Below are 13,820 nucleotides of genomic sequence, written 5' to 3'. Positions count from 1 at the left end.
GCCTGCCGCTGGGGGTACCTCCCAGCGGTAGCTGGGGGAGGCCTGCAGGCCACCCCTGTCAAGCGCCGAGGGGACCCACACACCACGGGACCCACCCCCGAAGCGAGCAGCAGGCCCCCACACCGGGCCACCCCCCGAAGCGAGCCCACCCCGACCCCGCCCCCCTCAGAGCAACTCCCGCAGCCTCTCCGCCAGCAGGTCCCAGCGCCACTTCTCCTCGACCCAGGCCCGGCCCCGCTCGCCCATGCGGGCGCGCAGCTGCGGGTCCAGCAGGAGCGTGGCGATGCGGTCCGCCGACTCCGCCGGGTCGGAGCCGCGCACGACCCAGCCGGTCTCGCCGTCCAGCACCGCGTCCGGCGCTCCGCCCGAGTCGCCGGCCACCACCGGCAGGCCCGTGGCCGAGGCCTCCAGGTACACGATGCCCAGGCCCTCCACGTCCAGCCCGCCGCGCCGGGTCCGGCACGGCATGGCGAAGACGTCGCCGGCCCCGTAGTGCGCGGGCAGCTCGCCCCACGGCACCGCGCCGGTGAAGCGCACGGAGTCCGCGACCCCGGTCTCGGCGGCCAGCCTGCGAAGGTCCTCCTCGTACGGGCCGCCGCCGACCACCAGCAGCACGGCGTCCGGCACCCGCGCCAGGATCGCGGGCATCGCCCGGATCAGCGTGTCCTGCCCCTTGCGCGGCACCAGCCGCGAGACGCACACCACGACCGGCCGGTCGGCGAGCCCGAGCCGGGCCCGCACCTCGTCACCGCCCGAGCCGGGGTGGAAGGTCTTCTCGTCGACCCCGGGCGGCAGCTGGACCATCCGCGCGGCGGCCGCGGGCGTCAGCGCCGCGGCTATCCGCGAGCGCGTGTACTCGCCCAGGTAGGTGATCGTGTCGGTGCCCTCGCCGATCCGCCGCAGCAGCTGCCGCGCACCGGGCAGCTGCGCCCAGCCCGCCTCGTGCCCGTGCGTGGTCGCCACCAGCCGCTGCGCGCCCGCCCGTCGCAGGGCCGGGGCCATCAGGCCGAGCGGCGCGGCCGCGCCGAACCAGACGGAGCTGCAGCCGTGTTCGCGCAGCAGCGCGGTGGCCCGTGCGGTGGCCCGCGGGGTCGGCAGCAGCATCGTCGTGCGGTCGCGCACGACCGGGAACGGCTGCTCCGCGTCGAAGGCGGCGGTGGCCTCCCGGCCCTCCACGCCGTGCTTCCACGTGGAGGCGTAGACGACGATCCGGTCGGGGTCCAGGCGCAGCGCCATGTTGTGCAGGAAGGCCTGGATGCCGCCGGGGCGGGGCGGGAAGTCGTTGGTCACGATCAGCGTCTTGTGCATCGCCTGCGACAGTACCGAACGGCCGCGCCGAATGGCTCCCGGCCCCGGCCGCACGGCATCATGGCGCGATGCTCCTGACCGCCTGGTCGGCCACCAGGGCCCTGCTCGTGCTCTGCGTCCTGCGGGTCCTGGTCGTACCCGGCCCGGACGTGACCACCGACGTCTCCGTGATCTACCAGGGCTGGTCCCAGGTGCTGCGCACCGGCACCTTCCCCCTCGACGACGTCACCTGGCAGTACCCGCCCGCCGCGGCGCTGCCCGTGCTCGCGCCCGGCCTGCTGCCGTTCCTGGACTACGCCGCCGCCTTCTTCGTCCTGGCGCTGCTGACGGACGTGGTGGTGCTGTGGCTGCTGGTACGGGTGGGCCGGCGACCGGGGCGCAGTCCTGCGGGGGCGTGGACCTGGACGGCCGGGGTGCCGCTGCTGGGGCCCACCGCGTACGCCCGCTTCGACCTGCTCGTGACGGCCGTGGCGGTGGCGGCGCTGCTGGTGCCCCAGCTGCGCGGGCCCCTGATCGGGCTGGGCGCGCTCCTGAAGGTGTGGCCCGTGCTGCTGCTGGCCGGGGTGCGCGACCGGGCCGTGTGGGTGTCGGCGGGCCTGGCGGCGGCGGGGCTGCTGGCGGCCTTCACCGTGCTGATGCCGGGGGCACTGGCGTTCCTGACGTTCCAGCGGGACCGGGGCACGGAGGTGGAGTCGCTGGGGGCGCTGGTCTTCCACGCGGCGGCGCACTTCGGCTGGCAGGGGGCGGTGATGATGAACTACGGCTCGGTGGAGTTCGTCGGGCCGTACGTGCCGCTGGTCAGCCGGGCCGCGCTCGCGCTGACGCTGCTGGGGTTCGCGTGGCTGCTGGTGTGGCGGGCGCGGGCCCGGGCGTTCGGGCCCCACACGGTGGCGGACGCCGCGTTCGCGGCCGTGCTGCTGTTCATCACCACGAGCCGGGTGATCAGCCCGCAGTACCTGCTGTGGCCGCTCGGCCTGGCCGCCGTCTGCCTCACGCTGCGCTCCACGCGCATGCGGTCGGCCTCCTACCTGGTCCTGGCGGCCACCGCGGCCACCTTCCTGGAGTTCCCGCTGGCGTTCTCGTACGTCGTCCACAGCGAGCCCCTGGGCGTGGGCCTGCTCGTGCTGCGCAACGGACTCCTCATGGCCGCTGCGGCCACGGCCTGCCGCGCCCTCTGGCGCGACACGGTCCCCACCCGCCGACGAAGCCCGGCCCGCGTCTGACGCTCCCCGTCCACGGTGCCTCCCTGGTGCCTCCCCTGCCCCGGCCGACGGCCGCCGTCCACGGCGCCCCCACCCCGCTGCATCGATCGGTCGCCCCACCCGGCCGCGTCGACCGGCCGTCCCCACCCGGCCGCGTCGACCGGCCGCCCCACCCGGCGCGTCGACCCGCCGTGTCGACCGGCCGTCAGCCGAGCTGCGTACGGAGGTAGTCGCGCCAGGACGAGGTGAAGTCGGCCGGCAGCAGGCCGAGCTGGGCGAAGGCGGCGTCGGGGGAACGGCCGGCGGTCTCGTAGAAGGAGACCAGCTTCGCCTCCCCCCAGCGCTCCGCCAGCATCCGGACCGCGAGCCACGCCCCCTCGTACGCCCGGGCCAGCGCGTCCGCGTCGCCCGCGAAGGCGAACTGGGACGCGTCCGGCAGGGTCGCGGGCAGCGCGCCGGCCCGCACCGCCCGGGTCAGGGCCGGGGCGATCTGCCGCGGCGGGCGGCCGGTCGCGCGGTAGGCCACGTAGTCCGCGAAGCCCTCGGAGAGCCACAGCGGGGTCTGCTGCGTGGTCGCGTCCCGGGTCGCGACGTGGACGGCCTCGTGGGTGATCACCACCTGCCGGCCGACGTCGCCGAGGCGCCGGTACGCCTCCGGGTTGATCGTCACCCGGTCCCCCGGCGAGGTGGTGACCGCCGCCATGCCGGTGAACGAGGAGGCCGGGGAGCCCAGCAGTTGCGCCATCGCCGCCACGGACTCCGGAACCTGCACGAGCAGCCGGCCGGACCAGGGCCGGGGCCACACGGCACGGACGGCCGGCACCGCCCGGTCGGCGTCCGCCGCCACCCCGGTCAGCAGGGCGCGGTCCTGGCCGACGCCCAGGACCAGGCTCGGGGTGCCGTGGACCGCCGTCACCGGCCCCTGCTCCCACAGCAGCGGGTGGGACCCGGGACCCGGCCGGTCGGCGACGACGTACCAGCCGCCGTCCCGCTGCCGCCCGGGACCCTTCCCGTCGTCGTCCGGCTCCTCGGGGCTGTCGGGCACGGCGGTCGCTGCGGGTTCGAGGGCCTGCCCCCGCCGCAGTTCCACCTCGCGGGCGGAGACCAGCGGGCGGGCGTCGTAGCCGGTGATCCGGTAGCTCAGTTCCGCCGAGACGAAGGCCCGGTTGCCGTCGACGCGTACGGAGCCGGCCCGGTAGTCCCAGGCGGCCAGCGGCACCTGCGCCGCGTCCGCGAAGGTCGCCCTGGCACCCGGCCGGTGGTCGAGCTCCAGGTAGCGGGCCTCGTCGCGGGCGAGGAAGGCCGCGCTCCAGCCGTCGAGGGTGCCCTCCACGGCCCGTTCCGCCCGCTCGGTCCCGTCCACGGGCGCGGGCGGCGCCGTACAGCCCCCGGCCAGCAGCGCCGGCAGGAGGGCGAGCGGCGTCAGGAGCCGGAGCGTCGCACGTCGGAACACGTGCCCGATCGTACGACCGTACGCCCGCCGGGGCGCGGTGCCGACGGGCACCGGCTCGGGGCCGCGTCACCGACGGCGGCGCCTCAGGGGCGCGTCACCGCGGACACCGGCATCATCCCGACCGGGTCGTAGCGTACCGGGGCACCCGGGTAGGGGGCGTGCACGACCTGCCCGTTGCCCACGTACATGGCCACGTGACTGGCGTCCGACCGGTAGGTGACCAGGTCCCCCGGCTGCGCCTCGGACAGCGGGACCCGCCGGCCGGCGGACCGCTGGGCCTGGGAGGTGCGCGGCAGCGAGACGCCTGCCTGCCGGTAGGACCACACCATGAGCCCGGAGCAGTCGAAGGCGGAGGGTCCGGTGGCCCCCCACACGTACGGCCGGCCCACGGCGGCCCGCGCGGCCGTCACGGCGGCGGCCGCCCGGCCCGACGAGGCGGCGACCCCGGACAGATCGGGCATCGCCTCGGCGCGGCCGCCGGAGCGGGAGGCGCGCTCGAAGGCGGCCCGCTCGTCGGAGGGCATCGCCTCCAGGATCCGGCGGGCGGCGGCCAGCTTGGCCGTGACCGACCGCTTGTGCCGGGCCGCGTCCGCGCGCAGCGCCTCCAGTTCGCCCAGCTTGCGGGAGGCCTCGCGGCGCTCCTGGCCCAGCCGGCGCTGGGCCTCGCGGAGTTCGGTGAGGGTGGCGGCCTGGCGCAGCGAGAGCCGGTCGAGGGTGGCGGCCTTCTCCAGGTAGTCGTCCGGGTCGTCGGACAGGAGGAGTTCGACCGCGGGGTCGACGCCGCCGCCGGAGCGGTACTGGGCGCCGGCGAAGGTGCCGAGCAGCCCGCGCATCATGTTGATGCGGTCCTGCCCGCGGGCCACGGCGTCCTGGGTGCGCCGGATCTCCTTGCGGAGCTTCGCGGCGCGCTCGCCGGCCTCGTTGAAGCGCTCGGTGGCCTGCTCGGCCTCCTCGAAGAGCCGGTCGACCCGGGCGCGGGCGCCGGCCGCCGGTTCCTCGGGGGCGGCGTGCGCGGGGGCACCGGTCAGGGCCGCCGCCGCGGTCGCCGCCGCGGCGGTCAGGACGGTGAGGCTGGTGCCGCGCGTACCGCGGTCGAGGCCCGAGGCGGGCCGGCGATGGGACGCCACAGGAGCCGTACCCCTTCCGCTCGCGCGGGGCCGGGTCCGCCCCCCGTGGACGGCCGTGTTCCGGGGCCCGCGCTGGCCGACAGTAGCCGCGCGGGGAGGGCCGGACCAACGACCGCCGAGGGCACGCACAGTGACGCCCCGCCGGAGAACACAGGTCACCGGCGGGGCGCGGGGTCAGCTTGGGTTGTCGCGATTCGCCCGATTGGGCGGGTGTCGGCGGGTCGTCGTCCGATTGATCCGGACCCCCGCCGACGGGGTGCGGCCGTCAGGCGATGCGGACGCCGAACTGGAACGGCATGTAGTCCATGTTCTCGTACTTGACGCCGCCGCGCGGGTTCGAGGCGTGCAGCACCGTGTTGTTGCCGGCGTAGAGGCCGACGTGGTGCAGGTCCGAGTAGAAGAAGACCAGGTCGCCGGGCTGGAGCTGGCTGCGGCCGATGTGCGGCCCCTCGTTGGCCTGGGTGTAGGTGGTGCGGGAGAGCTGCACGCCCGCCTTCCCGTAGGCCCACTGCACCAGACCCGAGCAGTCGAAGGCGTTGGGGCCCTCGTAGCCGGATATGTAGGCCGAGCCCAGCTTGGTCTTGGCGTACGCCAGGGCCTCGCCCGCGTGGCCCGATCCCTTGACGTTCGGGTCGAGGCTGCCGCCGCGGCCGCCGCCACCGCCGCGGCTGGCGCGGGTGTTGTCGTCGTCGTTCAGACGCTGACGCTCTTCGGCGGTCAGGGAGTTGAGCAGCTTCTGCGCCTCGGCGAGCTTGGTCTGGATCTCGGCCTTCTTCTCGCCGAGCTCCTTGCGCGTGTCCGCCAGGTCCTTGAGCTTGCCGGCGGCCTCCTGGCGCTCCTGCGCGAGGGCCCGCTGCTTCTCCTGGATCTTGTGGACGGACTCGACCTGCTTGGCGCTCAACTGGTCGAGCACGGACGCCTTGTCGAGGTATTCGTCCGGGTTGTCCGACAGCAGGAGCTGGATGGAGCTGTCCACGCCGCCGCTGCGGTACTGGGCGCTGGCCATCGAACCCATCTGGTCGCGCATCTCGTTGAGCTCGGCCTGGCCGCGGGCGACCTTGTCCTGGAGCTGGCCGATCTCCTTCTCGAGCTTGCGCTGCTGCTCGCGGGCCCCGTTGAACTTCTCGGTGGCCTTCTCCGCCTGTTCGTACAGTCCGTCGACCTTGGACTTGACCTCGTCCTTGCTCGGCTTGGCGGGGGCAGCCTGCGCGTTCTGGGAGGCGAGGGCTACTGCTGCGGCCGCGAGCGCGGTGAGCGTGGTCACACGAGCGCGGGTCGGCTGCTTGGGTCGACGGTGGGACGCCACGGGGGCGAGCTCCTTCTTCCTAGAGCCGCCGAACGACGCAGTCGCGGCGGTACCTCCGCGGCCACCCCGAATGAGTGATCAACCGCACGAAGGTTTGAGCCCAGACCCTAGTGACCTTTCTGTGATCAGTTCAAATCCTGATGAGCAAAATCTCGCCCGGAAGCCCACTTCTTCACATCCGGTGCACGCTGCGTACCGGCCACTTGACGGACCGTCCCTGCCAAATCGGGCATAGGGCGCAGCAGTTGACTAGGCGCGCGAAAGCCGCTTGAGAAGCAAGAGGGACGCAACGGGCCGCGCCCCGGCACGGGCCACTCCGTCGGCCACCTCGCGGTCGGTGGACGCCACGACTACCGGCCGGCCGGGCGGCTCCGCCCGCACCAGCTGACGGATCAACTCGTCAGCGGTGACACCGGCCTTGGAGAACAGCACCCGCACCCCGCGCGGCGGCGCGAGCAGCACCGGCGCCGCCAGCTCGGCGCCGTCGAAGACGCACGTCACCTCGGCACCGGTCTGCGCAGCCAGCATCGACAGGCCGCCCAGCAGCCGCAACCGCTGCTTCTCCAGCGGCATCGTCGGATAGCCGGTCTTGGTCACGTTGTAGCCGTCGACGACCAGGTGCACCTGCGGCAGCGCGAGCAGCTGGTCCAGCAGCGCCGGGTCCGTCTCCGACAGGGCGCGGGCCGCGATGTCCTTGGGCGTCATCCGGCCCGGCTCCACCGCGTCGACGGTGTCCGCCGGCCGTACCGAGGCGGGCGGCAGGGCGAGTTCCCGGCGCAGCCCCTGCGCCGACTCCAGCACGGTGTCCAGCAGCAGCCGCAGCCGCATGTCCTCGACGCTGCGCCCCTCACGGGCCGAGCGGCGGCTGGCCTCCAGGGCCGCCTCCACCTCGGCCAGGCGGGACTTCAGCCGCCGGCCCTCGCTCTCGGCCGCGGCCACCTGCGCGGCGGCCTCGGCACGGAACGCGTCGGCCTCGGCCGCGGCCTTGCGCAGTGCCGCCTCGCCGCGCTTGACGTCGTTCAGGGCGCTGCGCAGCTTGCGCTGAAGCGATTCGGCTTCCTTGCGGGCCGCCTCCAGCTCCTGTCGCTGGTGCTCGCCGTGGGTGCGCTGCTGCTCGCGCAGCAGGGCCAGCTCCTCGCGCAGTCGTTCGAGTTCGCGCTGGGCCTCCTCGCCGGCGCGCTCGGCGTCGGCCCGCTGGGCCTCCTCGCCCGCGGCCGCCACCAGCTTCACCCAGCCGGCCGGGCGCAGGACGTACGCCACCGCCGCCACGTCCAGCGGGTCGGCGGCGGCCGGCGACGAGCCGGACTCCAGGGCGGCGGCCAGCTCGGGCTGCGCCTCCCGGAGCCGTTCGGCGATCCGGCCGCGGAAGACCGGGTCGCCCTCCAGCGCGGCGGCCATCGCGTTGCCGGCGAACTTGGCCCGCCGCGTGGGGGTGAACCGGGCGTACTGGCGCAGCTGCGACGGCAGGTCGGCGAGCGTCAGCCCGCCGAACGCGTCCGCCGTGAACGCGACGACCCTGCGCCGTACGCCCTCCGGCAGAGGCCGGTCGAGCGCCTCGGCGTCGCCGCCACCGGCCGCGCCGGCCGGTTCAGCGCCGCGTGCAGGCTCCACAATCCGTCACCCCTACCGTCGGTTCCTCAATCGGCGGGTACCCCTCCCTCAGGAGTCGGCACCCGGCCTGTCCACGAGCTCGATCTGGTCCACCGCGTTGCACCAGCGGCAGCGGACCGACTCGATGGTCTCACTCAGCACCTCACGCTCCTCCACCTTGGGCTCTCCGGCGAGGTCGAGGTGGACGTACTCGACCACCTTCGACGAGCGGGTGACGTCGAAACGGGTGAGGTTGCCGCACAGGGTGCAGCGCCAGCGGGTCGTGGCGGTCGGCAGGGGAACCGTCATCGGGCCGATCTCTCCTTCGTGCGTGCCGCGCGGTCCGGGCCGGTCGCGGGTTCACCCCGTCGTGACTCCACGCCGTCGTCGCCCCGCGGCTCACTTCGGTACGCCTTCGGTACCGCTCGTAACCCTACGGCCTTGCAGGGGCCCCGGGTGGGCCCCGTCCCGCATACGGGACGCGGCGGGGCGGCCTGTTCCGTTCCGTCCCGATAGGTCATGCTCTGTTCATGATCGTAAGGTGCGGAGCCGTCCGGGGCGCGGTGATCAGCCACGCCCTGATCGCCGCCGGCGCGGTGCTGTTCCTCGCGGGGCCGCTGTCCGGGTTCGTCCCGTCGTACGGCACCGGGGACGCGCTGCTCGCGGAGCAGACCGCCTACCTGCGCGAATGGGGCGTGGTCCCCGACGAGCTCTTCGCCGGCGGCGCCCGCACCGCCCTCACCCCGCTGACGGCGCTGTTCGTCCACGGGAACTGGCTGCACCTGCTCGGCAACATGCTCTTCCTGTACGTCTTCGGCGCGATGGTCGAGGAGCGGATGGGCCGACTGGAGTTCGCCGTCTTCTACCTCGTGTGCGGCTACCTCGCGATGGTGGCGTACGCGGCGGCCAACGCCTCCTCCGACCAGACGCTGGTCGGCGCCTCCGGGGCGATCTCCGGTGTGCTCGGCGCGTTCCTGTGCCTGTTCCCGCGGGCCAGGGTGACCAGCGTCTTCCCGTTCCTCTTCTTCCTGCCGCTGCGCCTGCCCGCATGGGTGGTCCTGCTGTTCTGGTTCGCGCTCCAGGGCCTGGCCCAGTACCGGGCCGGCAGCGGCCCGGGGGTGGCCTACCTGGCCCACCTCGTCGGCTTCACGCTGGGCTTCCTGTACGCCTGGGGCCGCTACCGGCGTACGACTACAGTGAGGAGATCAGCCGCGGCCACCGAGGGAGACAGCACGCCGTGATCACTGCCCTTGTCCTCATCAAGACCAGCGTGGACCGGATCCCTGAGATCGCCGAGCGGATCGCGGCCCTGGAGAACGTCAGCGAGGTCTACTCGGTGACCGGCACGTACGACCTCATCGCCCTCGTGCGGGTCTCCCGCCACGAGGACCTGGCCGACATCATCCCCGGCCGGATCAGCAAGATCCCGGGCGTCGAGGCCACGGACACCCACGTCGCCTTCCGCACCTACTCGCAGCACGACCTCGAGGCGGCCTTCGCCATCGGTCTGGACGCCTGACCGGCGCTCACCGCGCGGCTCCGCCGGAACGGCACCGCGACGACGCGAAGGGGGCGGCGCCGGGACCCCCGTCCCCGGCACCGCCCCGCGTCCCGGGATCACACGGCCGGGACGCAGCGGCCCTCCTCCGTGCGGTACTCCCACTGGGCGCCCTGGGAGACCAGCTCCCGCACGGCGCGGACGAACCGCTCGACGTGCTCGTCGGGCGTACCCGCGCCGAAGCTGACCCGGATCGCGTTCAGCGACCGCTCGCCCGGAGCGGCCTCGGGGGACCCGCACGCGCCGGGCTCCTGCGGAGCGCCGCCGAGCAGGATGCGCACCAGCGGGTGGGCGCAGAACAGCCCGTCGCGCACGCCGATCCCGTACTCGGCGGAGAGCGCGGCCGCGAAGTGCGAGCTGTTCCAGCCCTCGACGACGAACGAGATGACGCCCACGCGGGCCGCGTCCTCGCCGAACAGCGAGAGGACCCGTACCTCGGGGACCTCCGCGAGGCCTTCCCGGACGCGGCGCACGAGCTCCTGCTCGCGGGCGACCAGGCGGTCGAAGCCCGCCTCGGTCAGGGCCCGGCAGGCGGAGGCGACGGCGTAGACGCCGATGACGTTGGGCGAACCGGCCTCGTGGCGGGCCGCGGTGGTGTGCCACTCGACGGCCACTCCCCCGTCCTCGCCGCGGGCGACCGTGCGGGAGGCCCCGCCGCCGGCGAGGTACGGCTCGGCCGCCCGCAGCCAGTCGGCCCGGCCGGCCAGCACGCCCGAGCCGAAGGGCGCGTACAGCTTGTGGCCGGAGAAGGCGACCCAGTCCACGTCGAGGTCCTGTACGGAGACCGGGTGGTGCGGCGCCAACTGGGCGGCGTCCAGGACGATGCGGGCGCCGTGCGCGTGGGCGGCGGCGGCCAGTTCCTTGACGGGCCACAGCTCGCCGGTGACGTTGGAGGCGCCGGTGACGCACACCAGGGCCGGGCCGTGGGGGTCGCGGTCGGCGAGCGCGCGCTCCAGGGTGTCGACGGCCTCGGCGGGGGTGCGCGGCGCGTCCAGGTAGGTGACCTGGTGGCCGCTCCAGGGGAGCAGGGAGGCGTGGTGCTCGGTCTCGAAGACGAAGACGCGGCAGTCGGCCGGCAGCACGTGGGCGAGCAGGTTCAGGGAGTCGGTCGTCGAGCGGGTGAAAATCACCTGATCGGAGGAACGGCAGTCGAGGAACTCGGCCACCGTGGCGCGGCTGGCCTCGAAGAGGTCGGTGGACAGCTGGGAGAGGTACCCGGCCCCGCGGTGCACGCTCCCGTAGTACGGGGCGTACGCCGCGACGTCGTCCCAGACCCGCTGGAGCGCCGGGGCGCTGGCGGCGTAGTCGAGGGCGGCGTAGGTGACCTCGCCGCCGGTGACGAGGGGGACGGTGACGTCGCGGCCGAGGACCGGCAGCGGTGCGGCGGCGCAGTCGGCGCCGGCGGCGTGGGCGCCGGCGCAGCAGGCGTCGCCCTCCTCGGCGGCGGCCGGGGCGGAGGGGGTGACGGTGGCGACGTAGGTGGTGGCGGCTACGGCGGCGGCGTTCGGGTACGCGGACATGGCGGTATCTCCCGGGGCAGGCAGGGTGAATGGCTTCGCTGACCCCGCCGGGGGTACGCCTGGACGGTCGCGCGGGCGGGGGTGTGCCTCGACGTACGGCGGGACGGACGCCGGGGATTCCGGCGGACCGCGCGTACGGAGGGGTGGAGAAGAGGGCGCTGGGCGCCTATCGCATTCGCTCGCTCACGGAAAAACGCTCCTCGAGGACCAGGACCCCTGGTGGTCGAGGGGTCCGCGCTTGCCGCGGACCTCGCTGCCCACGGCCTGGTCATCACCCGGGGCACCCCGCCACGGACGGAGGGTTGCCGGACAGCAAGCCGGGGCCAAAACGCTGTCACTCGTGACCTGTGAGCATCCTTGCCGACAAGATCCCGACCCCGCAACCCGTGTCCGTATCGCGGACAGCCGTACCGCGGGCCCGTGTTCGGCCGGGGGCGCGGTCTGGACGGGGTGCGGTCGGGGCGCGGGGGCCGCGTCAGGGGCGTTCCCACACGGTGACGGCCACGGTGATCTGTCGGTCGGGGTCGGAGAAGCCTGTCACGGTGAGCCGGGCGACCCGGCCGTTCTCGGTCCCGACGCAGGCCGTGTCGCCGACCTGTACGTCCAGGGCGTTCTGCCCCGGTCGGCTGTTCAGCAGCTCGACGCACTGCTGGCGGGAGGGCGACCGGGCCCCGCTCCAGGCGACGAGGGCGTAGGGGCCGTACAGCTCGTGGGTGCCGCGGGGGCCTAGGTCGCCGAGCGGCGCGCGGGAGGGCGGGGCCGAGTCCAGGAACCATCCGCCGGCCCGGTAGCCGCTGCCGTCCACGACCAGCTCGCCCTGCCACCGGACGCGTACGGGGCGGGGGGCGGGCGGGGTCGGCTCCGGCGGGTCCTCCCGGCTCGGTTCCGGCGGCGTGGGGGGCGGGGCGTCGGTCGGGTCCGCGGTGGGCGGTGGCGTGTCGGACGCGGAACGCGTCGGGGTAGGCGTGGCGGTGGGTGTCGGGCCGGTGGACGTCGCCGGGCGCCCGGACCCCTCGGGGTCCGCGGGCCCGGTCGTCACCACGGCCGGCGCCGGAGCGGCGGTGGGCGGCCCGTCCCCCGGGACGCTGATGAGGGCGACGACGAGGTTCGCGGCGGCGCCGACGAGGGCCACGGCCAGTGACCCGAGGATCGTGATCACGGCGGCCTTCACGCCGGGATCCTGCTCGCGGTACCAGACGCCGAGTCCGGACCTTCCGCGCACGTCCCCCGCCGCCGCCGTACGGGGCGACGCCGTACGCCGCGCCGCCGCCCCCGGCTCTCCGAGGCCGCCGGTACCCGGCCGAGCCGCGGGCGATCCGGACCCGCCGGTGCCCGGCCGCGGGCCGGGGGTCGTGCCGCCGTGCCCGCGCGTGCCGTCCTGGGGGGTCGACGCGTCGCCCTCCGGTCCCCCGCGATCGCCCATCGCTTCCCCCGTGCGGCGGCGTGGCCCTGGCGGTACGCGACCGCGCCCCGCCCAGCGCGTCCGCCCCGACGCCCCAACTCTAGCCAGCGTTTCCCCCGTTGACCCGGGTTGCCCGCAGCTCCGGCGGCCTCGCCGTGCGGGGCCGGTCCCCCTCGCGGGGTGGGTCCCGTGGTGTGTGGGTCCCCTCGGCGCTTGACAGGGGCGGCCTGCAGGCCACCCCTGTCAAGCGCCTCCCCCACACACCACTCAGGCGTTGCTGGCGGCCACCCAGCGGTCGAGGGCCGCCCGGGCCGAGCCCGAGTCGATGGACTCGGCGGCCCGCGCCATGGCGGTGACGAGCTGCTCCTCCAGCGACCCGGTACCGGGGTCCGCCGCGACCAGGGCGGCCGCCGAGTTCAGCAGTACCGCGTCCCGGACCGGCCCGGTCTCACCGGCCAGCAGGCGCCGCGCCACGTCGGCGTTGAACGAGGCGTCCGCGCCCCGCAGGGCGGAGACGTCGACCAGGGGGATGCCCACGTCCCGCGGGTCGAAGGCGAGTTCGGTGACGCCCCCGTCCCGCACCCACCACACCCGCGACGTGGACGTGGTGGTCAGTTCGTCGAGGCCGTCGTCACCGCGGAAGACCAGCGCCGAGGAACCGCGCTCGGCGAACACCCCGGCCACGATGGGCGCCATCCGGGGGTCGGCCACGCCCGCGGCCACCGACCGCACCCGGGCGGGGTTGGTCAGCGGGCCGAGCACGTTGAAGGTGGTGCGGATGCCGAGTTCCTTGCGGGCCGCCGCCACGTGCCGCAGCGCGGGGTGGAACTTCACCGCGAAGCAGAAGGTGATGCCCGCCTCCTCCGCGACCGCCGCCACGCGCGCGGGCGTGAGGTTGAGGTTGACGCCGAGCTTCTCCAGCACGTCCGAGGAGCCGGACGCGGAGGACGCGGCCCGGTTGCCGTGCTTGACGACCTTGGTGCCCGTACCGGCGACCACGATCGAGGACATCGTCGAGATGTTGACGGTCTTCGCACCGTCGCCGCCGGTGCCGACGATGTCGACGGTGCGGCCGGAGACCTCGATGAGGTTGGCGTGCGCGTACATGGCCCGTACCAGGCCGTTGATCTCGGCCACGGTCTCGCCCTTGGCGCGCAGCGCGACCACGAAGCCGGCGATCTGGGCGTCGGTGGCCTCGCCGCGCATGATGCGGTCCATGGCCCACGCGGTGTCGTCCGCGGTCAGGTCCTTGCCGTTGAGCAGGGCGTCGAGTACGGCCGGCCAGGACCCGGCCGCCACGCTGTCGCCGCCTGCCGGGGTCACAACGTTCATGGTCCGCTCCTGGGGTCCACAG

General features: G+C 74.7%; 12 protein-coding genes and 1 riboswitch. Of the genes, 3 read left to right on the top strand and 9 right to left on the bottom strand.

What is annotated here, in order from left to right:
• Positions 1 to 165: 165 nt before the first annotated feature.
• Complete coding sequence (locus IF43_RS0127880; protein ID WP_030206525.1) at positions 166 to 1,308, bottom strand: glycosyltransferase family 4 protein; 1,143 nt, start codon at positions 1,306 to 1,308, stop codon at positions 166 to 168.
• Positions 1,309 to 1,376: 68 nt separating this feature from the next.
• Here IF43_RS0127880 and IF43_RS0127875 point away from each other — a divergent pair, with 68 nt between their 5' ends.
• Entirely contained in the window at positions 1,377 to 2,531 is a 1,155-nt protein-coding gene (locus IF43_RS0127875; protein ID WP_030206522.1) for a glycosyltransferase family 87 protein, read from the top strand.
• 184 nt (positions 2,532 to 2,715) lie between these two features.
• Here IF43_RS0127875 and IF43_RS0127870 read toward each other — a convergent pair whose 3' ends face one another.
• The 5 genes from IF43_RS0127870 to IF43_RS0127850 all read right to left on the bottom strand — a co-directional run bounded on the left by IF43_RS0127870 (position 2,716) and on the right by IF43_RS0127850 (position 8,295).
• Complete coding sequence (locus IF43_RS0127870) at positions 2,716 to 3,963, bottom strand: hypothetical protein (RefSeq protein ID WP_078910511.1); 1,248 nt, start codon at positions 3,961 to 3,963, stop codon at positions 2,716 to 2,718.
• 83 nt (positions 3,964 to 4,046) lie between these two features.
• Complete coding sequence (locus IF43_RS0127865; protein WP_030206517.1) at positions 4,047 to 5,090, bottom strand: NlpC/P60 family protein; 1,044 nt, start codon at positions 5,088 to 5,090, stop codon at positions 4,047 to 4,049.
• 265 nt (positions 5,091 to 5,355) lie between these two features.
• Positions 5,356 to 6,396, bottom strand: a complete 1,041-nt coding sequence (locus tag IF43_RS0127860) for a C40 family peptidase (RefSeq protein WP_030206515.1) — start codon at positions 6,394 to 6,396, stop codon at positions 5,356 to 5,358.
• 249 nt (positions 6,397 to 6,645) lie between these two features.
• On the bottom strand, positions 6,646 to 8,010 hold the full coding sequence (locus tag IF43_RS0127855; RefSeq protein ID WP_030206512.1) for an NYN domain-containing protein: 1,365 nt from the start codon (positions 8,008 to 8,010) through the stop codon (positions 6,646 to 6,648).
• A 45-nt stretch (positions 8,011 to 8,055) separates the two neighbouring features.
• The gene (locus IF43_RS0127850; protein WP_030206510.1) at positions 8,056 to 8,295 is read right to left on the bottom strand and encodes a hypothetical protein; all 240 of its coding nucleotides are present in this window, start codon (positions 8,293 to 8,295) and stop codon (positions 8,056 to 8,058) included.
• 221 nt (positions 8,296 to 8,516) lie between these two features.
• Here IF43_RS0127850 and IF43_RS0127845 point away from each other — a divergent pair, with 221 nt between their 5' ends.
• Both IF43_RS0127845 and IF43_RS0127840 read left to right on the top strand, forming a co-directional pair.
• Complete coding sequence (locus IF43_RS0127845) at positions 8,517 to 9,227, top strand: rhomboid family intramembrane serine protease (protein ID WP_030206507.1); 711 nt, start codon at positions 8,517 to 8,519, stop codon at positions 9,225 to 9,227.
• On the top strand, positions 9,224 to 9,505 hold the full coding sequence (locus IF43_RS0127840; RefSeq protein WP_030206505.1) for an Lrp/AsnC family transcriptional regulator: 282 nt from the start codon (positions 9,224 to 9,226) through the stop codon (positions 9,503 to 9,505). Before IF43_RS0127845 ends, IF43_RS0127840 begins: the two co-directional genes overlap by 4 nt.
• Positions 9,506 to 9,603: 98 nt before the next feature.
• Here IF43_RS0127840 and IF43_RS0127835 read toward each other — a convergent pair whose 3' ends face one another.
• From IF43_RS0127835 to trpD, 3 genes are all read right to left on the bottom strand, one after another.
• Positions 9,604 to 11,064 carry an aminotransferase class V-fold PLP-dependent enzyme gene (locus tag IF43_RS0127835; RefSeq protein WP_030206494.1) on the bottom strand — a complete coding sequence of 487 codons (1,461 nt, stop codon included), beginning with the start codon at positions 11,062 to 11,064 and terminating at the stop codon, positions 9,604 to 9,606.
• A 229-nt stretch (positions 11,065 to 11,293) separates the two neighbouring features.
• A riboswitch (SAM riboswitch) is annotated at positions 11,294 to 11,410 on the bottom strand.
• Between the two features lie 129 nt (positions 11,411 to 11,539).
• A complete protein-coding gene (locus IF43_RS41125) occupies positions 11,540 to 12,286 on the bottom strand; it encodes a hypothetical protein (RefSeq protein WP_158939522.1) in 747 nt (248 codons plus the stop codon).
• A gap of 447 nt (positions 12,287 to 12,733) precedes the next feature.
• Positions 12,734 to 13,798 carry an anthranilate phosphoribosyltransferase gene (gene trpD, locus IF43_RS0127825; protein ID WP_030206486.1) on the bottom strand — a complete coding sequence of 355 codons (1,065 nt, stop codon included), beginning with the start codon at positions 13,796 to 13,798 and terminating at the stop codon, positions 12,734 to 12,736.
• Positions 13,799 to 13,820 lie beyond the last annotated feature (22 nt).

This window comes from Streptomyces sp. NRRL S-87, from assembly GCF_000719335.1.
Classification (GTDB): Bacteria; Actinomycetota; Actinomycetes; order Streptomycetales; family Streptomycetaceae; genus Streptomyces.
This window is presented reverse-complemented; position numbering and strand designations above follow the sequence as displayed.

Coding starts and splice junctions, on each gene's coding strand:
- IF43_RS0127880 (WP_030206525.1), bottom strand. CDS start 1,308: ATGCACAAGACGCTGATCGTGACCAACGACTTCCCGCCCCGCCCCGGC.
- IF43_RS0127875 (WP_030206522.1), top strand. CDS start 1,377: ATGCTCCTGACCGCCTGGTCGGCCACCAGGGCCCTGCTCGTGCTCTGC.
- IF43_RS0127850 (WP_030206510.1), bottom strand. CDS start 8,295: ATGACGGTTCCCCTGCCGACCGCCACGACCCGCTGGCGCTGCACCCTG.
- IF43_RS0127845 (WP_030206507.1), top strand. CDS start 8,517: ATGATCGTAAGGTGCGGAGCCGTCCGGGGCGCGGTGATCAGCCACGCC.
- IF43_RS0127835 (WP_030206494.1), bottom strand. CDS start 11,064: ATGTCCGCGTACCCGAACGCCGCCGCCGTAGCCGCCACCACCTACGTC.
- trpD (WP_030206486.1), bottom strand. CDS start 13,798: ATGAACGTTGTGACCCCGGCAGGCGGCGACAGCGTGGCGGCCGGGTCC.